The sequence below is a fragment of the Pseudomonas sp. L13 genome (assembly GCF_009935965.1).
Classification (GTDB): Bacteria; Pseudomonadota; Gammaproteobacteria; order Pseudomonadales; family Pseudomonadaceae; genus Aquipseudomonas; species Aquipseudomonas lactis.
The window spans coordinates 45,318-68,210 of the sequence record NZ_QODJ01000030.1 but is presented as its reverse complement, the minus strand read 5'-3'; the positions used below and the strand labels follow the sequence as shown (position 1 = coordinate 68,210).

The 22,893-nt window shown below is 52.0% G+C and carries 21 protein-coding genes; 19 read left to right on the top strand and 2 right to left on the bottom strand.

Going from position 1 to position 22,893, the window contains the following annotated elements:
- Positions 1-154: 154 nt before the first annotated feature.
- Positions 155-346, bottom strand: a complete 192-nt coding sequence (locus tag DK871_RS29695) for a carbon storage regulator (RefSeq protein WP_161905787.1) — start codon at positions 344-346, stop codon at positions 155-157.
- Between the two features lie 273 nt (positions 347-619).
- Here DK871_RS29695 and DK871_RS16420 point away from each other — a divergent pair, with 273 nt between their 5' ends.
- The 19 genes from DK871_RS16420 to DK871_RS16330 all read left to right on the top strand — a co-directional run bounded on the left by DK871_RS16420 (position 620) and on the right by DK871_RS16330 (position 22,116).
- A complete protein-coding gene (locus DK871_RS16420) occupies positions 620-1,252 on the top strand; it encodes a response regulator transcription factor (protein ID WP_161905786.1) in 633 nt (210 codons plus the stop codon).
- A 240-nt stretch (positions 1,253-1,492) separates the two neighbouring features.
- On the top strand, positions 1,493-1,999 hold the full coding sequence (locus tag DK871_RS16415) for a fimbrial protein (RefSeq protein WP_161905785.1): 507 nt from the start codon (positions 1,493-1,495) through the stop codon (positions 1,997-1,999).
- Between the two features lie 225 nt (positions 2,000-2,224).
- The gene (locus DK871_RS16410) at positions 2,225-2,770 is read left to right on the top strand and encodes a fimbrial protein (protein WP_161905784.1); all 546 of its coding nucleotides are present in this window, start codon (positions 2,225-2,227) and stop codon (positions 2,768-2,770) included.
- An 82-nt stretch (positions 2,771-2,852) separates the two neighbouring features.
- Complete coding sequence (locus tag DK871_RS16405; protein WP_161905783.1) at positions 2,853-3,596, top strand: molecular chaperone; 744 nt, start codon at positions 2,853-2,855, stop codon at positions 3,594-3,596.
- A gap of 35 nt (positions 3,597-3,631) precedes the next feature.
- Complete coding sequence (locus DK871_RS16400) at positions 3,632-6,160, top strand: fimbria/pilus outer membrane usher protein (protein WP_244657845.1); 2,529 nt, start codon at positions 3,632-3,634, stop codon at positions 6,158-6,160.
- 26 nt (positions 6,161-6,186) lie between these two features.
- Complete coding sequence (locus tag DK871_RS16395) at positions 6,187-7,269, top strand: fimbrial protein (protein WP_161905782.1); 1,083 nt, start codon at positions 6,187-6,189, stop codon at positions 7,267-7,269.
- Between the two features lie 139 nt (positions 7,270-7,408).
- Positions 7,409-8,284, top strand: a complete 876-nt coding sequence (locus DK871_RS16390; RefSeq protein ID WP_161905781.1) for a winged helix-turn-helix domain-containing protein — start codon at positions 7,409-7,411, stop codon at positions 8,282-8,284.
- Positions 8,281-8,754 (top strand): hypothetical protein, encoded by a 474-nt coding sequence (locus DK871_RS16385; protein WP_161905780.1) that lies wholly within the window; start codon positions 8,281-8,283, stop codon positions 8,752-8,754. The genes DK871_RS16390 and DK871_RS16385 overlap by 4 nt, the downstream gene beginning before the upstream one ends.
- Positions 8,755-9,100: 346 nt before the next feature.
- Entirely contained in the window at positions 9,101-9,685 is a 585-nt protein-coding gene (locus DK871_RS16380; protein ID WP_161905779.1) for a fimbrial protein, read from the top strand.
- An 82-nt stretch (positions 9,686-9,767) separates the two neighbouring features.
- On the top strand, positions 9,768-10,358 hold the full coding sequence (locus DK871_RS16375) for a fimbrial protein (RefSeq protein ID WP_161905778.1): 591 nt from the start codon (positions 9,768-9,770) through the stop codon (positions 10,356-10,358).
- 29 nt (positions 10,359-10,387) lie between these two features.
- Positions 10,388-11,080 (top strand): molecular chaperone, encoded by a 693-nt coding sequence (locus DK871_RS16370; protein ID WP_161905777.1) that lies wholly within the window; start codon positions 10,388-10,390, stop codon positions 11,078-11,080.
- Between the two features lie 216 nt (positions 11,081-11,296).
- Complete coding sequence (locus tag DK871_RS16365) at positions 11,297-13,927, top strand: fimbria/pilus outer membrane usher protein (protein ID WP_161905776.1); 2,631 nt, start codon at positions 11,297-11,299, stop codon at positions 13,925-13,927.
- Positions 13,927-14,442 (top strand): fimbrial protein, encoded by a 516-nt coding sequence (locus DK871_RS16360; RefSeq protein ID WP_161905775.1) that lies wholly within the window; start codon positions 13,927-13,929, stop codon positions 14,440-14,442. Before DK871_RS16365 ends, DK871_RS16360 begins: the two co-directional genes overlap by 1 nt.
- Before the next feature lie 2 nt (positions 14,443-14,444).
- A complete protein-coding gene (locus DK871_RS16355) occupies positions 14,445-15,497 on the top strand; it encodes a fimbrial protein (protein WP_161905774.1) in 1,053 nt (350 codons plus the stop codon).
- A 305-nt stretch (positions 15,498-15,802) separates the two neighbouring features.
- Positions 15,803-17,023 (top strand): EAL domain-containing protein, encoded by a 1,221-nt coding sequence (locus DK871_RS16350; protein ID WP_161905773.1) that lies wholly within the window; start codon positions 15,803-15,805, stop codon positions 17,021-17,023.
- 52 nt (positions 17,024-17,075) lie between these two features.
- Positions 17,076-17,930 (top strand): winged helix-turn-helix domain-containing protein, encoded by an 855-nt coding sequence (locus tag DK871_RS16345; RefSeq protein WP_161905772.1) that lies wholly within the window; start codon positions 17,076-17,078, stop codon positions 17,928-17,930.
- Positions 17,927-18,403 (top strand): hypothetical protein, encoded by a 477-nt coding sequence (locus DK871_RS16340; protein WP_161905771.1) that lies wholly within the window; start codon positions 17,927-17,929, stop codon positions 18,401-18,403. The genes DK871_RS16345 and DK871_RS16340 overlap by 4 nt, the downstream gene beginning before the upstream one ends.
- 172 nt (positions 18,404-18,575) lie before the next feature.
- Positions 18,576-20,225, top strand: coding sequence for a filamentous hemagglutinin N-terminal domain-containing protein (locus DK871_RS16335; protein ID WP_161905770.1), 1,650 nt, complete (start codon positions 18,576-18,578; stop codon positions 20,223-20,225).
- 415 nt (positions 20,226-20,640) lie between these two features.
- Positions 20,641-22,116, top strand: a complete 1,476-nt coding sequence (locus tag DK871_RS16330) for a ShlB/FhaC/HecB family hemolysin secretion/activation protein (RefSeq protein ID WP_161905769.1) — start codon at positions 20,641-20,643, stop codon at positions 22,114-22,116.
- A gap of 12 nt (positions 22,117-22,128) precedes the next feature.
- Here the strand turns inward: DK871_RS16330 and bla are convergent, their stop codons facing one another.
- Complete coding sequence (gene bla / locus DK871_RS16325; RefSeq protein ID WP_161905768.1) at positions 22,129-22,890, bottom strand: SFH-related subclass B2 metallo-beta-lactamase; 762 nt, start codon at positions 22,888-22,890, stop codon at positions 22,129-22,131.
- Positions 22,891-22,893: the final 3 nt, after the last annotated feature.

Genomic DNA, 22,893 nt, shown 5'->3' with positions numbered 1-22,893 from the left:
CATTCGACCGGATGACAATCTGTGCTCTGACAGACGGTTGTTTCGCATGATTAATCGCCCAATGTTTTACTCGCTTCGAAGTGCGCCCCAAGACCAGGAATAGCCCGTGCTATGCAATCAGTTGGCGAGCTTTACCAGGGGGCTATCAGGTCAGTCAACCACGGCGTTTACCTGTCTGGTCCCGTCGCTTATCTGGCGAGAATATGAGCTCTGAGCGATAAATATGCACATCTTTCGGCGCCTCGAACCCTAACTGAACACTATTACCTCGAGTGGCTAGAACCCGCAGTGTAGTCTCAAAGCTCAAGTGACAGGTATCACCGACATTCAAATTTATAATTTCCATGTACATTGCTCCGTGATGGTTGTTGCCTGCACATGCTCTACGTGGAAGGGCTGAAATTTAAATCAAAAACAATGAAAAACCATTTGAATTGTCGATCGAGAGCATGCCGGAAAAACGTGAGTCAAGTTGTCGAGCATCTTTGACATAATTTAGCTAAAAATAGAGTTTTTTAGATTTGAATGCCCATGTGTTCGATTATTCTGGTGAGACTTCTATAGTTGGCTTGGCTTGACTGACATCAGAGACAAGCGTCTGTGACAGGCGGAATGAACGATGGAAAAAATAACAGCTGTTGCACTGAGCGGGCAATCTCAAAGGAGAGTTAGGATAGCCGGTGTTTTGGAGCAAGCGTCTGTCGGTGTATTGATTAATACGCCGTGCGCAGTGAAGGTTGTTGAAGTGGCACGAATTAAACGCCCTGAAATTGCAGTGCTGGATATTCCTGCGTTCGATATCGAGGGCATCCATCTGATCAGGCAAATGCGTGAGGAGGACCGGGGATTGAAAATAATTGTCCTGACAGAACAAAATCCCTCCCATTTTTCAGCGCGCTACAGGCGAGCCGGGGCAAGCGTACTGCTAAAAGCGTGTGGTGATATGGGGGGAGTCGCGTTTATTCTTCGAGCCATACGTTCGGGTTACGGTTATTTCGACTTTATTCATTCCCCCATAAAGACCCGCGAGCGATCTTTTGATAGTGATGCGGGCTTAATTGCAACGCTGACGGATCGCGAGCTGATGGTGTTTCAGCGCCTGGCAGCAGGATTGACCAATCAAAAGATTGCTGAAGAAATGAAAATTGGCAGTCGCTCTATCAGTGTTCATAAAACCAATATTTTCGAAAAAATACAGCTGCAGTCAATGGCGCAATTAAACGCGTTAGCGGTTCGCAATAAGTTGATTTGATCGCCTGGCGCTCCTTCGTGCTCAAGGCCTGGCAGACCATCAAGATGGATTTATGTGTGAAAAGCTGTGATTCATTATTCTTGATTTGTGAAGCGCCGAATTGGGACTAGGGTTGCTTTAACGGAGGTGGCTACATGACTTGGCAAAACGCCGCCGTTCGTATCGTAGAGGGGTGAATGAATAATGATGTATAGATGCAATGCATGGGCAGTGACGGGTGGCCTGGTATCGCTGCTCGTAATGTCTGCCCAGACTGCCTTCGCTGCTGTAGCGATTGCAGGTGATGGCCAAATTCTGTTTGGTGGTAGTTTGGTGGCGGAGACATGCACCATTTCTGTCAACAATACGGTGGGTAGTACATCAAACATAGCGCTACCCAAGGTGAGTCGGACGGGTATGGTTGCAGAAGGCAGCACCAAGGGGGGTACTGGTTTTACGTTTAAACTGACAAGTTGTTCGGGAAGTACTGCTACTAAGGCGAAGGTATTTTTCCAAGGTGGGCCGCATGTCAATTCGGACGGCACACTGGGAAACACCATCACTGTCCATGGGGCCACGGGCGTCGCGCTAAAGTTATACGATGCTTCGATGAACCCCATTCTGATAGGAGACCCCTCTCAGTTAAATCAGCCAGCCACCACCTTTGGCGGTCTGATGGGATACACCGCTCAGTATGTTGTTAATAGCGATGCGGTAGGTTCCGGCCCATTTTCGACGAATGTAACGTATTCAATCAGCTACCAATGAAGAAGTGGGTAGTAACTTGAAGTGATTTTAAGAGATGGAGGTTATACCCTACGCGTTGGAGGAGGGCGTTGATCGGGTGGTGAATTGAAGTGTGAATGTTGTTTTTTGAGTTGTTCGAATGTCGTATAACATGATTGACTGATTGTGTCGCGCAATAGGAAGTGCGAAGGGCTCTTTATGTTGTGCTGCACCTGATTTTTAAGTTTAACCAAGGAAGTTCTTAAAATGAAACGTCAAATAATCGCTGTATCGTTGTTGATGGTTGCATCGTCTGTTCAGTTCGCTAATGCCGCTGCCAGTGACGGCACTATCAATTTTACGGGTGCAATTACTGCTGAAACGTGCACCATTAATGTTAATAACAATGGTTCGTCACCTAGTGTTATTTTGCCGACGGTCTCGACCGCAGGGATGAATGCAGTGGGCCTGACCAAAGGGAGTACTGCACTTAATTTTGCGCTGACTGCTTGTGCAGGAACGGCGTCGAATGCGTCTGTATTTTTTCAAGGCGGCCCGGGTGTTACTGTGAACGGTACAGTGGCTAACACTGCGCCCGGCTCTAGTGCTGCAACGGGTATCGCGCTGCAAATCAACGATTCCAACAATGCTCAAGTGGCCATTGGCAGTTCCAATCAGCTGACATCGGGCCTCACGCCAATTGCAAGTGGCAATGCCTCAATGGCCTATACCGTTCAATATGTGACGACCAATGCAGCGCCAACAGCGGGTACGTTCGCGGGTGCCGTGATGTATTCCATCAACTACCAATAAGCAATAGCGTCCTGGCTTCTCTCGTTATCTTTGCCCATCAAGACAATAGCGGGAGGAGCCGGGCAGCCAGACAAGGGACTTTATGGCTTACTTCACGTTGATACGCCAAGGTGTAGTGGCAGCAATGATGTTAATGGCCTGTTGCCAAGCAATGGCCAGTGTTGTGATTAGCGGCACGCGTCTGATCTACCCCGCACACGAAACAGAAATTACCGTGACGCTGAAAAATAACGGTGAGTTGCCGGTATTAGTGCAAACCTGGGTTGACAGCGGCGACCCGGCGTCAAGTCCAACCCATTCAACCGCGCCTTTTGTGTTATCCCCTCCTGTTTTTCGTATGGACCCCAATAAAGGTCAGAGCGTGAGGATGATGTTCACCGGCGCGAGCGTGCCACAGGATAAAGAGTCGGTTTATTACTTCAACCTGCTTGAAGTGCCCGCCACCCCACCAGAGACCGGTACACCGGTCAACATATTGCAGATGGCCTTCCGTTCGCGAATCAAGATTTTCTACCGGCCCCAAACGCTAACGGGTGACGCATCGGACGCCATTGAGCGAGTTCAATGGCGGGTTGCTCGCCAGGCAGGTGGTATTGCATTGGTGGGGCATAACCCGACTGGTTTTCATATAACCGTGACCAGCGTGGTGTTAGTGGACGGTGAACAACGGTTTGCGGGGGGCAGCGAAATGATTGCGCCGGAGGCTACCCAAGCTTTTGTCTTGCCTGCGCTAAAGCATTTGCCAGGGCCTCAGGCCCAAGTGGAACTCAGCGCTATCAATGATTATGGCGCAGATGTGGTGATCAAACGGCCACTGGCGCCTTAGACGCTATTGGCGCGTACAGCGCAGACGAGTAATCCATGAAGATCCTTTTTTATTCCTGGGCCGAATTAGCTCGGTATCTGAGTGCCTCACGTTTGCCCAGGCCGATCGTTGTCTGGATGTTCACGGCGGTCATTCAGCCTTTGCAGGGGGCCCAGGCAGCTGAAGTACGTTTTAACAGTGCGTTCCTGCCTGAGGGTTCGGAGCATTTGGATCTGACGCCTTTTGAAAAGGGAAGTGTCGTTTTACCGGGAGCGTACCGGGTGGACGTGTTCGTCAACGATCAGTCCATTGGCCGAAAAAGCATTCTTTTTTCCGCGCTGGGGAGCGATGTAGTGCCCTGTTTCACAACGGTGCTGCTGGATGAATTGGGGGTCGATTCGCACGCGCTAAGTGGAGCCTTATCAGACCACCCAACGTGCCTGGTATTGCCGGATACCGTCAACGGCAGCAGCGTGGCATTCGACTCGCAGGCCTTGGCTTTACGTGTTTATGTTCCTCAGGTGGCGATGCGCCGTGACGCCAGAGGGTATGTCAACCCTGAGTTGTGGAGTCGTGGCGCGACCGCGGCGACGTTTGGCTATAGCCTCAACGCCACTCGCAACCTCAAGGGCGACGCCGAGGACTCGGCTTACCTCAACTTTGATGCCGGATTGAACCTTGGCAATTGGCGTGCCCGCCATAACGGCTCAGTAAGTTGGCAGCCCTCGAGCGGGTCAACGTATCAGGACCTGAGCACTTATCTGCAGCGTGATTTGGTGGCACTTAAAAGCCAACTAACCCTGGGCGAAGCCAATACCACGGGCGAGATATTTGACAGCGTGATCTATCGGGGAGCGCAAATAGCCACGGACGATCGAATGCTGCCGCAATCGTTGCGCGGGTATGCGCCAGTGATTCGTGGTATTGCCCGCACCAGCGCCCGCGTAGTCGTGCGCCAGGGAGGCAACGTTTTGCTGGAGACCCTGGTGGCGCCTGGCGCGTTTGTGATCGATGATCTTTACGCCAGTGGATATGGCAGTGATCTGAACGTAACCGTCATTGAAGCCGACGGCAGCGAGCAACGCTTTACCGTACCCTACGCGTCAGTCAGCCAGTTGCTGCGCCCCGGCGTTTCGCGTTACAGCCTGACGGCGGGGCAATTGCGTAACCAGTACCTTGATCATCCGCCTAGCTTCGTCCAGGCCACCTTTCAACATGGCCTGAACAACCTGTTTACGGGCGAAGGCGGCTTACAAGTCAGCGACTCGTACAATGCATTATTGGCTGGGGTAGCCATGAATACGCCGGTGGGGGCACTGGCGGTAGACCTTACGCACTCAAAAACCCGATTTTCCAGTGGTACAGAGGACGGCAGGACCTTGCGCCTGCTGTACAGCAAAAATGTGCTCGCCACCGGTAGCTATTTCACTGCGGCGTCTTATTGGTACTCGGCGACGGGCGCACGGGACCTGAACGATGCCGCGCAGCGCCTAGAGCTTCAACAGAGTGCTCTGTCCGGTGGCTCTGGACTTTCGCTTGTGAGCAATCGCGTGATTCTGAGCGCCAATCAGCGTGTTGGAAACTGGGGGCAACTGGGTGTCAGTGCGTCTTCCCAGCGCTACTGGAACGCTGCCGGGAATGACTTGCAGTATCAGCTCAGCTACAGCACCCAGGTGGGACGTGTGGGCCTGAGTCTAAATGCCAACCGTAGTCGCCTGGCATTGGGGCCGATGGACACCAGCTACCTGCTGACTGTCAATTTTCCCTTGGAGTTCGGCGCAAAGCGCGGTTATTCCCAGTTGTCGGCGCGCTTGGGGCGCGATGCACAAGGCAAACTCAGCGAAGACTTATACCTGAGCAGCAGTGCCGGAGAGAATAATCAATACAGTTACAGTGTGGGTGTCCAACGTGACGGTGCAAGCGGTGCGACGGGTACTTCATGGAATGGCCAGTACCAAGGGACAAAAACTGCTATGAGCGGATCGTTGAGTCAGGGTGACGGTTACGCCGCTCTGGGGCTGAGCATGGGTGGCAGCCTGGTAGCCCACCCGAAGGGGATTACGCTCAGCCCGTTTCGTAGCGACACCATCGCAGTGGTCAGTGCAACTGGGGCGCAGGGTGCAGAAGTCCTGGGCTACCCGGGAGTCAGGCTGGATGGGCAGGGTAATGCGGTGGTGCCTTACCTGCGTCCTTATGAACTCAACGAAGTGGGCATCGACCCTCGCGGTGCATCCAGGGGGGTTGATTTGGCTGAGTCCAGCCGCAAAGTTGCGCCAACCGCTGGCGCCGTGTTGGCGGTTGATTTCGCGACCAACACGGGCAGGGCGCTGTTACTTAACGTGCATTTGGTCGATGGCAGCCCTCTGCCTTTCGGTGCGAACGTGAGCCTTCCCGCTGGACAGCCATTGGGCATGGTTGGCCAGGGCGGGCAGCTCTATGCGCGGGTGCCAGAAGGCGTGGATCAGGTACGGGTCAGTTGGGGGCGGCAGGCCAGTCAGCAGTGCCTGCTGATGCTCCCGGCGTCAGACGACAAAGGGCGAGGTTTACAGTCACAAGACGGCGTATGTACACCCATCCAACACTAATCCGTTCTGGCCTGAGGAGAGGGAACATGTTCACCCCTATCGGTATTCAATATGCATTGGCATGGGGCGTTGCACTGGCGTCCGGCACCGCCATGGCCTCTTGTGAATTGGTGGAGAGGAGCGGGTTGATCCAATCGACCCTGGCGTTGCGTGCCGTTCAGATTACCGTTGGGCGCGACATTGCAGTGGGAACCGAGGTCTACCGGCAAGTGTTCAATCTTGCAGGCAATCCCGCGATTCGCTGCGCCCCGGGGGTAGATGACATCAGTGTCAGGCGTAGCGTGGAGACCCCCGCTGCAGCGATTCCCGGCTATCAAACGCGCGCGGGGGGCAGCGTTTACCCGACCAATCTTGCAGGTATCGGCGTGCAAATTCTGGACGCAGATAATCGCCCCTTCCCATCCATCGCAAGGAGCGCCAACTGCCCTGGATCGGAAGGGTGTGTTTTGCGCAATCAGGGTCTGGATAAATTCACGCTGTCGTTTATAAAAGTCAGCGCCAACGTAGAAGCGGGGGCTATTTCTAGTGCAACATTGCCCACTGTGCTTATCGGCTATGACATCCGGGGGCAGCAGCTGCCGGTGCGCAAAGTGCGACTCTCTGGCCTGCTCAGAGTCGCGTCACAAACCTGCCGGACGCCCCATGTTCAGGTCAATCTGGGAAGGCATCCAATCAGTGAGTTCGAGCACCTCGGCTACACCCCGTGGCAGGACTTTGGCATCGCACTCAATCAGTGTCCGGGATTTCACGGCTATTACTCGGCAGGTGCGGTGGGTGGTGAACCTGGTGTGGTGTTAAACCCCAACAAAGTGGCGTTCAGAATCGACCCCACCCAACCGGCTGTGTCCAATGAAGAGGGGATCTTGAGTCTCACGCCTGGCCTGCAGGGTGCCGTGAAAGCTGCGCAAGGCATTGGCGTGCAAATCGCTCAAGAGAATGCTCAACCGATCAAGCTGTCCACCTCGCTTGACAGTGGTCTCTCACTGCAGTCGAACGAAGGAGGGAGTTATCTTATCCGTCTCAAGGCGCGTTACATCAAACAAGCCAACGCAGTGGCGCAAAGCGGTCCGGCGAATGCCACCGTGACCTTTACGATCAACTACCAGTAGTCAGAAATATCGGGCGTCCGGCCCGTTTGAATGTGTCTAAAATTGTCTATACTCTCGCTCATTAAGCGTGCCGCCGGTTGCCTAGGTGTATTCGCAATCTATCCAGGATGTCGTAGGCGGGTGCGGGGTAATAACGGTAATGCAACCCATTGAAAGCGCTGGTAGCAATACTCCACCGTCGGTGGGGCATCAGCAGGTGACACTCAAACTTCATGATACGTCGCGCTATGCGCAATTTACCCCCAGCCAGCATCTTTTGCTGGTAAGTGATGGACGCACTATCACCCGACTTGAGTTGAGCTACAGCTCAAGCAGGCTCCTTGAATTGTTGATTTCCCGGGCGGACCTGATCGTCGATCGTGAGGAGATGTTCGCCTTTGGATGGCCGGGCAGGGTGGTTGGGCAAAACAGCCTTAACCAGGCAATCTCCAATATCCGCGAACTGCTGGGTGATGATGAGCAACGGACCATCATTCAGACCGTTCCCCGACGCGGGTATCGTTTCAACTCGGCTCATCTGGACGAAGATCGCGATGAGTTCAGCGCTAGCAAAGGCGCTGAGCAGGCATGCGGCGTAATGACGGACAGTGCTGATGACGCAGTGCTGCCTGAACAAACCCAAGTGTCCTATTCGTTCCACCGCCTTTCACGGTTTACCAACCACCTGCTTGCAGCGTTAGTCGTGGTGTTGGCGGTGACGTTGGCCTGGCGTATCGACTGGTCGTTGTGGTTGCAGCAGGGCATGTACAGCGCCAGTGAAACACTGGGTGAGCTGGACGTTCAGTACATATCGGAAAGCCCACAAGAACTGCTCCAATTGCAGACCGATGTGCAGCCGTTACGCGATCGTCTGCTCACCTTCGTCAAGAACCCAGAAACCGTTATCTTCAATAAAATGCATGGGTTTTATGAAATTGTGTGCATTGACCAAGGCAAGTCAGTGCAGTTTATTACCGTTCATAAGTCAAGGCTCTCCCAATTGACGGATGAACAACTGAATAGGTGCATCAATTGAAAGCACCCAATGCTCGCTGGACAATCACCTTGTGTGCGGTCGCTAGTGTATTAGTGTTTTTGCATATCGCCTATTCGGCGCAGTCAAACAGACAAATGTTGCAAGGCACATTCTTTGCGTCAGGCATATTGATTATGAGTGGTGGCGCGGTCTATGACACCAGTCTGCGCTTACAGTCTCATGGCTACAAGTTACATGACTTTGAAGAAATCAATAAAAAAAGTCAGGACTTTTCCCTCACTCAAGTAGGCAGTTTTTTGGGGGGCGCCCGTTATGTGACCAACCAAGAACGCGGCGGTGAGTGGATTAAAGATACCATTAGCGTGGATCGGGACATTGCTTTTAACTACGCTTATTATTCCAATGAATTTTCCAGGCTGAGCTTTTATAAAATAGCGGCGCGTACCGGCAGCCAGTGTTTTTATTTGAAAGAGCTGGAAGCGCTCCGTTGTTTTGGTGCCGAACACTGAGCCTGGCTGTGATGATCCCCCTCTGAACATCCACACGTGCCCTGGTGGGCATGTGTGGCTAGTTCTTTCATATCGCTCACACCCGCGCTGGCGGTAACGTCGACCCCCTTTGAAAGTGGGTCGTACCCTCAATGAATTCTTGTGAAATCACCCTGATTGATTTGTGCGTGATGGCCTTCGCTGTCAGTTTGAGGCGGTCGGAATGGATGCAGTGAACCGATGGCTGGGGGGCTCTGAGCAACCCTTAACGTACGTAATGGATGTGTTGCACTCAATGTTCCAGCAATGCCGGCATGCTGGACGTTAAAGACGCGACTGCAGCCTACAAATCAATGGAAGTAATGTAATGAATAAGAAAGTTCTGGCTCTTTGTGGCGTTGCATTTGCATTGTCCTGTGGGGGGGCGACGGCTGCGACTAGTACTACTTCTCCAACAGAAGTTGTCGGTGGGCAGATTCAATTCAATGGCAGGGTGGTGGATGCTGCTTGTGCTGTGAACACGACCAGTATTACAGTAGAAATGGGGCAGATTCGAACGGCTGCAATCGACTTGGGCATAGGTACACAGTCCGCAGCACGCGTTCCATTCAGTATCGTGCTGGAAGATTGTAACCCGACTGTTTCCGCCCAGGCAGCCGTCAGTTTCGATGCCACTATTGATACCACTAATACGAATGGCCTGGTGGCTGATAAAACAGCGATCGTTGCCGGTGAGGGGCCAGGCTCTTCAAATGGTGTTGCTTTGCAGATCTTTGATTCCAGTGGTAACCCTGTTGTGGCTGACAATACAACTAAGAGCGCGGCAACTAATTTGATTCCGGGCAAGAACACAATGATGTTTCAAGTTGGTTTTGTCTCGCTGGTCGCGGCAGGCGGTGTAAAGCCGGGCGATGCCAGTGCGATTGTTAACTTTAATATGAACTATTTCTAATAGTGAATACTTCGAGTTATAAAGTGTCCCGAGCGGCATTTTGTAACTCGGCACCTATCGTTGAAGCAAGGAGTGCGCGAACTTGAATGTCCGCAGGTGTTCTGTATGGGGAGCCATCTTTCTTGGGTTTATTCAGCTGTCAGTTTATTCGAGCGCCCGCGCATCAGTCGCTAAACCCGATGAGGTGATTGCGCCGCATGTCAATGCCCTTCTTCCTGGTGGGCGAGTAACAGTGGTTGCGCAGGTATTGAATGGCGGCTGCCTGGTCAGCCTGAGTAATACCGACAAAATTGTGCAGTTGGGCGATGTGAGAAGTAACCAATTTTCAGGCGTCGGCAGCGATGCCGCGGCGGTTCCATTTAGTATTCAGTTGGATGGATGTTCCAGTAACGTCAGTGAATCCGTTGCTGTTGCATTCACAGGGGTTGTAGACACTCAGGATTTACAGGTGCTTGCTGTTACGCCTGGCCCTGGTGCGGCGGAAGGTGTCGGGGTCGCGATATTTGATGAGCGCAATCAATTACAACCCATTAATATTCCGCCTGCTCATTTTGTTTCTCTGAATAATGGCGTGAATACTCTGCGATTCTCAGCCAAATACAGAATGACCCAACTGTTTATCACGCCTGGTGCTGTCAACGCCTATGCTGATTTTACGCTGATTTATCAGTAAGTGATTCGAAACTGAACAAGGAGTAAGTCTTGAGTATTGTCTGTGCTTATAAGAAGCGATTAGGCGCGTGGGTGTTCTTATTGTCGTGTGCTGTTTCTACGGCTACGTATGCGGGCGGCGTAGGCGTTGGAACAACACGGGTTATTTACCCCTCCGACCGAGCTGAAGTCTCTATGTCGGTCAGTAATACAGACGCTGACAATGCCTATTTGATTCAATCCTGGATCGAGACGCCCGACGGCAAGATCGCGGCAGATTTCTTGATGACTCCGCCGTTATTCAAAATCAAAAGAAAGTCCGAAAATACCCTGCGCCTGATGTATACAGGCGCGGCACTGGCCGAAGACCGAGAAACCCTGTTCCTGGTGAATGTGAAGTCGATTCCTTCAAAGAGCAAGGTGGCCATGCAAAAGGGCCAAAGCACTTTGCAGCTGGCGGTGGTCAGTCGCATAAAATTATTTTACCGCCCGGCAGCGCTGGTGAACGGGTCCCGTGATGCAGCGCTGCGTATTGAAGCTGAGCGAGCCGCGGATAAAGTCGTGTTTAAAAATCCAACGCCCTATTTTATTAACTTAACCAACATTTCCATCGGCGCCCATGAGCTTAAAAGCATCATGGTTGCACCTTTCTCTGAAGAGCGTGTTGACGTGCAAAAAGGGACAAATGGTGAGTTGGCCTATTCCTATTTAAATGATTATGGCGCCGTAGTAAAAATAAAATAAATCAGCGGTAAGTGACGTCACTATCTTTCTGAAAGTCGAGATGTAGTTGTGGCTGGTTTTACATCGTTGTAATCGCTGTCAAGGATGATGGCGAATAAGTATTCTTCTGTAAAATGTTCCGTCTTTGGCGCGCAGCCATCTAAAAAGGCGAGGCCCGATTATGAGAGATTTTCAATCTCGATGCTCGGATGGATAATATTAAACATGGAGTGCAAAATGCAATATTGTCCCCGTCGTGACACTACGGATCAGGTTGTTGTGTATAACGCCGGACACCGATTTTATTTTCAGTATGCCAAGTTTTATATGTGCCTGACTGCTTCACTGTATGGAAACTTGGCCTATGCCGGTGATTATTTTGACCCTGCCTTTCTGTCGAAAACGCCGTCCAATGTTGCAGATTTATCAAGGTTTGAAACCTCTGATCTTGCGTCTCCCGGTTTGTACCGACTTGACCTTTATCTGAACGGGGCATTTTTTGATTCCCGGGATGTGTTATTTGAAGCCGTCACCGCACCGGGCCATCTGTCGGGGGCACTGACGCCCTGCTTTACCGCGCAGGACATCGGCAACTTCAATATTAACCCTGCTGCGGTACCTGGGTTAGCTGACGTATTGCCGGGGGCGTGTGTGCCCTTGGACTCTTTGATTCCCAGCGCCAAAACAGTGTTGACGCTGGAACAGCTAAGGTTGGATGTGAGTCTTCCTCAGGCCGTGCTGAATAAACAAGCCCGAGGTCTTGTGGCCGTCGAGAGTTGGGACAGCGGTCTCAACGCGTTTTTGCTCAACTACAACTTCATCGGTGCTCGCACCGAAGGCAGCAAAATAAAAAGTGGCGACAGCTATTTTTTGAATCTGGACAGCGGATTCAATCTGGGGGCCTGGCGCTTGAGAAACAATTCTACAGTCAGTAATGGCAACCGTTATAACAATGGTCAAGGCGCCAGTTGGAAAACCCTTAACAGCTATGCACTGCGAGCGCTGCCGAGCATTAAAAGCAGTGTGCTGCTGGGTGACACTTCAACCTCGAGCACCATTTTTAATAGCTTCAGCTTTCGAGGGGCCCAGCTTTCTTCCGACGACAATATGTTGGCGGACAGTGAGAGAGGGTTTGCCCCTGTTGTTCGTGGTATTGCCAACAGCAATGCCGAGGTGATCATCCGACAGGGTGGCAACGTTATTTATCAAACGTACGTCGCAGCAGGGCCTTTTGCGATCACTGATATTTATCCGACGGCCTCTAATGGCGATCTGCAAGTGAGCGTGGTGGAGGCTGATGGCCGAGTCAATCGATACAGCGTGCCATTTGCCTCGCTGCCTATATTACAGCGCGAAGGCCGTCTTAAATATGATCTGGTTGCCGGCACACTGCGAAACACGAATTACCAAACAAGCCCCACCATCCTCCAGGGCACAATGGGCTATGGTTTGTCTTCAGGCATGACTATTTACGGGGGGATGCAAAATGCCCAACGATACCAAGCGTACTCGATAGGCGTCGGACAAAACCTGGGATATTGGGGAGCCGCTTCGCTGGATATTACCGCAGCCAACAGTATCCTGGCCGACGACAGTGAGCATTCTGGATATTCACTGCGGATGCTATACGCCAAAACGGTTGTGAGCAGTGGTACAAATTTCAAGCTGGCGGGTTATCAATATTCCACGCGAGGGTTTTATAACTTCACCGATACGGCCAGCAAATTGATGGAGCGTCGGCCTACCTTTCTCGCACAGGACGGCGAGGTCTATGAGGCTCCGGTGTTTTCCGACTATTACAACTTGCGTTATCCCAAGCGCACCAATGCTCAGCTCAATATATCCCAGCCACTGGGAAGCCTGGGCTCGATGTATGTGAGTGGCAGTCGCCAAACGTATTGGAATACACCGGAAATGACTGATCTCTTCCAGGCGGGCTATCAAACCAGCCTCAAAGGGGTTAACTACACCTTCTCTTATAGCTACAACAAAGGTGCCTGGATTCAAAAGGCGGATCAGGTATTTGCGCTGAATGTCTCCATACCGTTGGGAAGTTGGTTGACGTCCGGTAAAGGGACGCGTTCCTCCCTGTATGCCACCTATGGCCAGACAGTCGATGATAAGGGGTATAGCCGTTACAACGCCGGCGTATCGGGCACAGCTCTGGAAAATAATAACCTGAACTACAGTGCTCAGCAGAGCTACAGCGATAGCAACCATCTGGCCAGCAGTAACGTTTCTGCCCAATACCGCGGTGGCACCGGTAACGCCAATATGGGTTACAGCTACAGTGGGCAAAGCAGTCGTCTTAACTACGGGGTTAGCGGCGGGATCGTAGCCCATGAAGACGGTGTCACCTTCGGTCAGCCGCTGGGTGAAACCAATATTTTGGTTAAAGCTCCGCGCGCCAAGGACGTTAGGGTTTCCAGTGGTGTTGGCATCACAACTGACCGGTACGGGTACGCGGTGGTGCCATCTGCTTCCAACTATCGCGAAAATCGCGTCGCGCTGGAAACCGGCACCCTGGCCAATAACATCGAGCTGGATAACCCTGTGGCCTATGTTGTACCGACCCGAGGTGCCCTGGTCCGTGCAGACTTTGACGTGCGTGTTGGCGTGCGCGCATTGATGAGTATTACCCACAAGGGGCGGCCGGTTCCCTTTGGTGCCAGTGTGATTCAGGCCGGCAATGCAAACGACAATATCGTGGGTAACGACGGCCAGGTATTCCTTTCGGGGCTTGCATTGAAAGGGCAGTTGAAAGTGCAGTGGAAAGCAGGGGCGGACGGGCAGTGCACAGTCGACTATCAATTAAACGATGACAGCGAATTCAAAAAAATCAGCAAGTTAGCCGCGGAGTGTGTGTAATGAGCTGGCGCTATCTGTGTGCGTTGAGTGGGTGGTTGTTTTGTCAACATGCGTCTGCTTATGACCTTCTGCTGAGTGTTCAAGGTGCAATTGCCGATAACGGCTGTGTGGTGTCGGCCGACTCGCAAAATATGACGGTAGCGATGGGGGATATCGCACTTAAACAGTTTTATGCCAATGACGTTGCGTTTGGAAAAACTCAGTTTGTTATAAAACTCGAGAATTGTGGTGTTTTGGCGAGCGGAGTGAAAGTGACTTTTCAGGGCGCTGCAAACTCTGAAAATTCAGAACTTCTTGAGCTTACTCAGGAGCCTGATACCGCCCCAGGGCTGGCGATTGAAATTTTGGATGCTAACAATGCCAGGCTGCCCATTAATACAAAAATGGCCACGGCCATTGTTATTAAACCGAGTACGTCCAATAATTTAGTATTTTATGCGCAATATCGTGCGGTGGACGTAGTGGATGCTGGGGTGGCCAACGCGACTGCGAACTTTGTTTTGGAGTATCAGTAATTATGACTATTGTGAGCGTTTTGAAAAAGCTTGGAACTGTTAGCCTCTCTGTGCTGCTTCTTATGCCTGTAGCGGGCAACGCCTTTGCTGCTTTTTATTCTACAACGTTGAATACTTTACCGATTACTATTCAGAAAGTTTCCAGTGGTTCAATAATAGGTCAAGCGTTAACAAATTGGGTTAATACTTCGCTGCGCGTGGGGGATCTCGGCGCATGGGGAGAGACAGGCATGTCTATGGATACCTCGCGGCTGACAAGTCTGAGCTACTATGAAGGAGGGCAGCAATATTCTGTTTATGGGTTAAATGACTACATCGGTTTTGTAATGAATGTTCAAGCGACAGGCTCCGGATTATTTTGCTCTCCTGATTCTGGCATTGTACCAATGCAGGGAGATGGCACTGGTGTGGGGGGGCTGCACAATGGCTGCGCCCAAGGGAGCGTAAATTTTTCTTATAACGTTAAATTTATTTCTATCGCTGATAATATTCCGGCAGGACAGATGAATGTTCCTCAACTATCTGTTGGAACTCCTCTGTTGGATGGTAGTTTTGGTCATGACCGCCCGGGGACCTCTATGGGAGCATTCTCTGTCGAATATACCGCAACGGGATGTGAAGTAAGTGCCTCCCCCTCCGTTGTCAGTATGGGGGTTATCTCTGCTAGTCGTTTCGATGCCGTAGGTGATGCAGTCGCGGGAACTCCCGTCACGGTAAATCTTCAGTGCACTGATCCAAATATGGGGATTTATGTGACGATGACAGATGAGAACGATCCCGGTAACAGCTCTCCAACGCTGAGCCTGACGCAAACAGGTAACCCAGCCACTGGAGTAGGTGTCCAGTTTGTAAAGCAAGATGGCTCATTGGTAACATACGGACCTAGCTCAAGCTTTGTAGACGCTACCTCGTCAGCCCAGTGGCAGATAAAAAGTAATACAACGATAAGTGCAAATCCCTCGTTTGTCCTGATTCCGCAATATGTAAAAACCAATACCTCCATAACCTCAGGAGAGGCCAACGCGTTAGTGAGTGTGACACTGGCCTATGATTAATGTGCAAACGCTTGATTTAAATTTTAGCCTAAGTCACATAATTACACTGGCCTTCGCAGGTGTCGGGGCATGCTTCACACGCGTTTAACATCGAGTAAAGTGGTGAATAGTTATGAATTCACCACTCGTCACCCAGTCCTCAGCCCGATCTGCTTTATTCTCGCCCTCCCAATCAGGCAGTAGACAGATCATTCCATTCTTAGGCGGTCATGAAGAGGTGTTGCTGACTTCATAGGGCCGCACGCCAGAATGAGTCATATCTGGCTTAGTTATTCGAGATGGGTCCATTCCCAGCAGGTTGATACGTGAAAGTACTCAAACGCGTTTTTAATAATGGGCATTCTATTGAGTGCCCATTGGCAAGTGAATCTAATGCTCCTTCCCGACACACGTTGTCTAGTCAGTTTAAAATAACCGGCGCCTATGGCGTACTCTGGCTGATATCAGCGTTGTTGATGGCCTGGGCTGCGCTGTACGCGGCGGAGCATTTGGCTGCGATGTACGTGGCCGAAAATATGCGCGATATTATCGATTTGGGTAATGGGAATTTCTCTGCTTATGACCCAGAAGTGCTTAATGAGTTGAGTGCCCTGGGCAATTACGACGCCATCACTCCAGCGCACTGGCCTACGTTATTAGCCAAAACCTATGCGTTTATCGAATACTGTATTCTGCTGTTTGTTTGGGCGGCAGGCCTGTTTTCCATATTGGCGGTTTTTAAGGTTTCTTGCTCGGCTTATGCCTTCTACTTTTCGCTGGAGGCAAAATTCCGCAGGGCCATAGTCAATGGCGAATTGGACATACGCTATCAACCAATGGTGGACATGAAAACCGGTATGTGGACAGGTGCCGAAGCATTACTGCGTTGGACACATAAAGGTCAAGTAGTCAGCCCGGCACTGTTTATCCCCTTGATCGAGCGGTCCGGGCTTATGCCATTGACGACCCGTTGGGTTTGCCAGCGCGTTATCGAAGATTATTCTCGCTTGATTTGGGCCTGTGATCGTTTTTACGTCAGCATCAACTTGTCGGCGCAGGATGTGCTCGATTCCACCTTCGCCGGCTATATCGAGCAACTCTTGGCTCAGTACAGAATACCTGCTTCGCGCATTGTATTTGAGGTGACCGAGGGGGTCATGCTGGATAAACAAGCTGCCACTGTGCAGTTGGATCGACTGCGAGCACTCGGCCACAAAATTGCCCTGGATGATTTCGGCACGGGCTATTCGAACTTATCTTATCTGGACTGCTTGCCCTTGGACATTATTAAAATCGACCGTTCTTTTGTGACGAGAAAAGATGATGGCCCGGCGAATATGGTGCTGGTCCATTTGTTGGATATGGCCTGGCACCTGAATCTCAAAGTCATTGTCGAGGGTATTGAGACGTCTGCGCAGGTAAAACGACTTCTCGCTTTAGGGGCGTTGACCGGACAAGGATGGTTCTACTCCAAAGACCTGGCGGCCGAAGAACTGGTCAACGGTTATTTTTCATTGGTTCATCCTGATATGAATCGAGTGATCTAAAGCAAGAAGTTAGTGCGGCAACGTAACAATCATCGTCGCAAGGAAAGAAATAATGCAATCATCGAATGAGTCGGTGTCGAGTGATAAAGCTGCGCAAGCAGAAGTTAAAAAGGTCGTGATCCAGTGTGCTGTCGGTGTACGCACTGTCGTGTTTTTGCCATCACATAACACTCTGATTATTCATGAGTACGGCAACCAACGTAAAGTCGAACTGGGGTATAGCTCCAGTCGGATTCTGGAAATTCTGATTGACAGGGCCGACAGCATCGTCAGCCGTGATGAGATATTCGCTTTTGCCTGGCCTGATCGCATCGTTGGGCAGAACAGCCTGAACCAAGCGATTTCAACGATTCGGGAGTTACTGGCGGACGAAGAGCATCGTGCAATTATTCAGACTGTTCCTCGCAGAGGTTATCAGTTCAACTCCGAGTTTCTGGTTGCGCCTGGGCAGCCCAGCGACGGCAGCGAACTCAACGCCATGCCATTGAGCAATACATTCAGCCTAGAGGTGCCCCAAGGTCGGTTCTCATGGCTCACAGCCCGAATTGGCGCTGAGAAAACGTTGATGGGAGTTGCGCTCATATTAGCCACCAGCTTTCTATGGCGGATCGATTGGAGCCTTTGGTTGCAACCGGATTTTGTAAAAAAAACGGACACGCAAGGCTTATTGACGGTTTGGTATACCGGGGCCAACACGCCAGAAGTCGAGAGGCTACAGAGCAGCATGGCGCCTGTGCTAACGCGCATAGAGAGTTTATTGGAAGCCCCCGGTACGGTAATTTTCAATACGATGCATAGCTTCTACGAAATCCTTTGTATCAGTGGCAGCACGGTAGAGTTTATTTCAGTGCACACGTCAAAGTTAGCTACCTTGACGGATGAGCAACTAGACAGGTGCCTGAAGTGAATAAGCGCACTATTGGGCTATTGGTGGGCATTGGGTTGCTCACGACCTTGCATTTTGTGTATTCATCCTCATCCCGTAACGATGTGCTTGAGGGGGCCTATTTCACTACCGGCTCTATGATCATGAGCAGTGGTGAAGCCTTTCCCGTGCTGATCAGGCTTCAATCTCACGACAAACAAATTCACGATTTTGAGCAAATTAATAGTGACAGCCAAAAATTTTCGTTCGAATTGGTTAATAATTTTTTTGGCAGCGCACGTTTTTTGACCAAGCCGGTAGGTGGCAATGAATTGCTTAGAAGCCTGTCGGTACGTGATCGTGATATAGCGTTTAATTATGCTTATCTGTCCAGTTACGCCTCGCGGTTGACGTTTTATAAGTTAGACCTGGACCCGAAAACGCCGTGTTTTTATATCAAAGAATTGGAGCGGGTATTGTGCCTGGGCACAGAGCGTAGCCGTATGGCCCCGTAAGCGGATGGGTGTTTATAAAAATACCGTGCAGCGTGAATAGTTGTGATATTGGAACTATTAAATTGTTTGCAAACTAGTTTTCCATCAAACTGGCTTCACACGACAAGGAAACAGTGCGCAAAAGTTATGTTTGACAGGGATAGTTTTCTCCAGTTATTTAGAGGTTCTCCTTATGTCTTGCAAACCCCGATCAGTGCTCTCTGAGTTGCCGTCGCGACGTATATTTCCCATCACATTCAGCCTTTTGGCAGCTGCGATCCTTCAAGCCTTATTGCCTTCCATCGCGATGGCCGAAGGTTTGCCTTCCGCCGGTGTAGTGACGCAAGGGCAGGCCAGCATCAATAGCTCCGGCGGCACCATGAACATTAACCAGAGCACACATAATGCGGTAATTGGTTGGGGGGCGTTTGATATTGCCAACGGCAACTCAGTGAACTTTCATGTCCCTGGAGGTGGTGCAACGCTGAACCAGATTTCCGGTCCGGCCAGCCAGATCCACGGCAACCTGACTTCAAATGGCACGCTGTTCCTGGTGAACCCTAATGGTGTGCTTTTTGGCCAAGGGGCAAACGTAAATATCGGCTCTCTGCTCAGCAGTGCCAGTCACCTTGATCAACATGATTTCATGAATGGCAATTACCACTTTACGGCGGCCGGCGCCGGCACTATCAGCAACGCCGGCACGATTACTGCGGGCTCCGGTGGTTACGTGGTTTTGGCAGGGGCTGGGGATATTCAAAACACCGGTACTATCAATGTGCCGGGCGGCTCGATCCAGATGGTGTCGGCCGATACCTTTACCCTGAAATTGCCCACAGCTAACCCGCTGCTGGATATCACGGTAGACGGTACGGCAACCGGCACAAAAGTGAGCAATACCGGCACCTTGACCGCCAACGCAATCACCCTCAGTGCTGCGCAAGGCGTTGTCAGTACTTACGGCACTGTCAAGGCGACCTCCATCGGAGATCTGAAAGGTTCGGTCAACCTTTCTGGCACAAGGTTGTTCGTCAACGAACAGGTTGAGTCAGACGGTACTATCAAGCTGAGCAGCCAGGGCACCACGCGTATCGAAGGCAACCTGATCGCTGGGCAAAATATTGAGGTTAGCGCCAACGACTCGATCACTGTCGCCAATTCAAACCTCGCGTCTAAAAAAGGCGCGGTTGAATTGTCCACTGAGCGCAAAATTTTTATGATCGGTAGTAAAACGGCAGGCAATGACATCCGCTTGAGCGCTAAAGGCGGCGACGCAAGCCGGCAAGACGGTGCCGTGAATATTTTGAATTCGACGCTGACAGCGTCTTCCATGAACCAAGGCCACGGAAAGCTTCAGATCAACGGTGACTTCGACGTCGTCGGACCGATCACACCGTTTGAAGACAGTAAGAAAGGTGTAGTGATTACAGGCAGCACTTTGAACGCTAATGAAATGGTTATCAAAGGCTCAGGTTCGGACGGCGTTCATCTGGCGGGCGGCAATACCTTTGTCGCAAACGACGTCGCCATTGTTGGTGTTGCTCCGGCTGGATATCTTGGCGATAGTTTCAGAACGGGCGATGGTGTAAAGCTCACTGGCAGCAACACATTTACCGCGCTTAATAAAATAAGTATCGAGGGTGATGGTGAACGCTACGGTGTATCGTTTAACGGCACATCGGTTTTCAACGCGGCCAATGTGAGTGTAACGGGTAATACTGAACTCAGTGCCCCTGACTATAATTACGGCATCATGTTTAATGGCGCTGTTGACCTGCAAAGCGCTGGAAATTTTGAATTCATCAGCAATGGTCAGGCTATCGCCGTACCTCGTTATCTCTAAGAGATACATTAAATAGCCATTGGGATAAGCACCCGCTTTACGGGGGCACGGTGTCTATTTGGTTGCTCCGCAGTTAACACGCGTGCTGCGGAGCAGCGTCCAAGCCCCTTCGTTTTACCCCCCGTCCAACCTGCTTGGCAGCGTTGGCTCAGGTACTTTAATGACTCGCTCACATACTTTAGGGGGGCCGCCGGTTGCGGCGCCTCTTTTCATTGCGTTTGTTGCGGCAAGTTTGGGTGTTTCGGCACAGGCGAATCCTGCCGCCCCACCCTCTGCGGGATCGCTCGGTAACCAACTTAATCAGGAGCCCATACCGCGGTTACCCTCCAGCCCCATCGATACCCCCTCGCAAGGCAATGCCACGCAACCCCCGATTGATACGCCGGACGCGACCGCGACGGTCAGGCTTGAGCGCGTGCGCTTTGACGGAGCGCAGGCGCTGAGTGAGGACGAACTGCAGCGTGCCGTGCAGCCGTGGCTTGAGCGCGACCTCACCCTGGCTGAGCTGCATGCCATGATGGCGGCGGTAGAGCAACTGTATCAAGTGCGTGGCTACCTGGCGGTCAGTGTGGTTTTGCCCGTTCAGACCATGCAGGAGGGTGAGCTGAGGTTGCGGGTGACGGTCGGGCGATATCAACCGCCCTCAGTCGTCACCCAGAACCCGCGTGAGCAAGCATTTCTCAACGCGCTGGTGGTACGGGCCACCTGTAAACGGGCCTGTGATGGGCAAACGTTGATCGAAACCGCGCAGGTTGACCGTGCGTTGTACCTGGTTAACGACCTACCTGGCGTCAGTGCTCGGGGTACCCTGAAAGCCGGTGACCTTCCGGCAACCAGCGCATTCGGGGTGAACGTGGCGCCCATCAAACGGGTGGGGGGCTACCTGGACATGAACAATTTTGGCAATGCCTACACCGGACGTGAAGTGCTCAATGCCGGTGCGCAACTCAACTCGGCCTTGCTGGTCGGGGACCAGTTCACGCTGGATGGCGTCAGTAGCCTGCAAGCGTTGCAGCATGCCACCGGTCTGCAGCAGGTCAGTGCCAAATACAGCTTGCCGATCGGCACGTTGGGCACTCGCTTGGGCAGCGGCTTCAGCCACCTTGAATACCGACTTAACCAACAGTTTGAGTCGCTGGATGCACACGGCCAGGCTGACACGGCAAGCGTCTGGGTCAACCACCCCATGTGGTTGTCACACAAAGGCCGGGTAGATGTGCGGCTGACCCATGAGCAATCACGCTATATGGACGAACAATTACGTTACGCCCGCGCGCGTGATGTCGATACCACCACCTTGGATGTGTCCGGCACCCTGTACGGCAATCGCCAGATCGCCGGCTGGCGGCTGTCCACCACGCTGGGGGCATTGGCCTATCACGACCCGCTGGATCAACTGCTCGACAGCACCACGCGCAAAAGCGCGGGGCACTTTACCCGCCATCGGTTGGATGCCTTTGGCTTGATGGGACTGGGCTACCACTGGGAACTGTATGGCGCGCTCAGAAGCCAGGTGAGCAACCGAAACCTGGACAGTGCGCAAGGCTTCGTAATGGGTGGGCCCAATGGCGTGCGTGCGTTCGATAGTAACGCCGCCTCTGTCGACGAAGGCTGGCAGGCCAGCCTGGAGGTGCGTTACCAGCGCCCCGCGTTAGGCCTGCAATGGACGGCGGCCGGGTTCTATGATGTCGCACAAGGGCGTCTTAACCAAAATGCCTGGGGCGCGGGCAGCGACACTCGACTTCGGCTGTCAGGCGCCGGTGTTTACGTGGCGGGCACCCAGGCTCAGCAATACAGTGTACGGCTGACCTACGCGCAACGGTTGCGGGATAATTTGGATACGGATGTCGGCTCAGACCAACTGTGGCTGAGCCTTACCCGGTTTTTCTAAAGAACTCAGGTGTTACGGCTTGTCGTTTTCAAGCAGGGTCAGGTATTGGTCAATTAACTCAACACCCTGTATCGGTGAATTATGCCCGGCAATAATCGCTTCAACGGGCATTTCACCGCTGTCGATCAGCCCTTGCAACTTCTTCAGGGTTTTCGGGTACTCGGTGCGATTGGCGAACGTCATGTTGCCCAGCTTTTCCTTGAGGATGCAGTTGCCATACAGCACACGCTCTTTTGGAAAGTACACAAAAATCCCATCTTCGGTATGAGCCGCGCCTAAAAACAGCGCGCGGACTTTGCCGTCCTGCAAGGCAAAGTCGCCCGGGTACACCTGGTCCGGCAGGCTTTGTTCCAGTACCGGGAAGTGCTCCATCCCTTGGCGGGTAAAGTCGACAATACTGCGCCACTGGCTTTTTTCCAGGTCATAGGTCAACTGTGTGGAAACGATACTCGCGCCGCGCTTTTTCCAGTACGCGTTACCGCCTGCGCGGTCGGTGTGGTAGTTGGTGTTGATCACGTCCTTGATGGGCAGAGGGCTGACTTTCCTGATTTCCTGCTCCAGCTTCTCGGCGGTTGCCGGGGTCCAGGTTGCACCGATAATCGTGATGTTTTGCGTACCGATGTAGACCATTGAGTTTTCCTGTACGTACTCCTTGTCTTCAACGATGTAGAGCGGACCTTTGAAGTGGGTGAGGGTCAGGTTGCTGTCGTTAGCGAGTGCCTGGCAGGTAATGCAGGCGAGGCTGAGGACTGAGAGTATGCTGGTAAACTTCATAAA

Bases quoted from the DNA above. Each gene is read 5' to 3' on its own strand.
- DK871_RS16390 (WP_161905781.1), top strand. From the start codon at position 7,409: ATGCAACCCATTGAAAGCGCTGGTAGCAATACTCCACCGTCGGTGGGG.
- DK871_RS16420 (WP_161905786.1), top strand. From the start codon at position 620: ATGGAAAAAATAACAGCTGTTGCACTGAGCGGGCAATCTCAAAGGAGA.
- DK871_RS16360 (WP_161905775.1), top strand. From the start codon at position 13,927: ATGAGCTGGCGCTATCTGTGTGCGTTGAGTGGGTGGTTGTTTTGTCAA.
- DK871_RS16345 (WP_161905772.1), top strand. From the start codon at position 17,076: ATGCAATCATCGAATGAGTCGGTGTCGAGTGATAAAGCTGCGCAAGCA.
- DK871_RS16400 (WP_244657845.1), top strand. From the start codon at position 3,632: ATGAAGATCCTTTTTTATTCCTGGGCCGAATTAGCTCGGTATCTGAGT.
- DK871_RS16405 (WP_161905783.1), top strand. From the start codon at position 2,853: ATGGCTTACTTCACGTTGATACGCCAAGGTGTAGTGGCAGCAATGATG.
- DK871_RS16415 (WP_161905785.1), top strand. From the start codon at position 1,493: ATGTCTGCCCAGACTGCCTTCGCTGCTGTAGCGATTGCAGGTGATGGC.
- DK871_RS16335 (WP_161905770.1), top strand. From the start codon at position 18,576: ATGTCTTGCAAACCCCGATCAGTGCTCTCTGAGTTGCCGTCGCGACGT.
- DK871_RS16365 (WP_161905776.1), top strand. From the start codon at position 11,297: ATGCAATATTGTCCCCGTCGTGACACTACGGATCAGGTTGTTGTGTAT.
- bla (WP_161905768.1), bottom strand. From the start codon at position 22,890: ATGAAGTTTACCAGCATACTCTCAGTCCTCAGCCTCGCCTGCATTACC.
- DK871_RS16395 (WP_161905782.1), top strand. From the start codon at position 6,187: ATGTTCACCCCTATCGGTATTCAATATGCATTGGCATGGGGCGTTGCA.
- DK871_RS29695 (WP_161905787.1), bottom strand. From the start codon at position 346: ATGGAAATTATAAATTTGAATGTCGGTGATACCTGTCACTTGAGCTTT.
- DK871_RS16380 (WP_161905779.1), top strand. From the start codon at position 9,101: ATGAATAAGAAAGTTCTGGCTCTTTGTGGCGTTGCATTTGCATTGTCC.
- DK871_RS16355 (WP_161905774.1), top strand. From the start codon at position 14,445: ATGACTATTGTGAGCGTTTTGAAAAAGCTTGGAACTGTTAGCCTCTCT.
- DK871_RS16410 (WP_161905784.1), top strand. From the start codon at position 2,225: ATGAAACGTCAAATAATCGCTGTATCGTTGTTGATGGTTGCATCGTCT.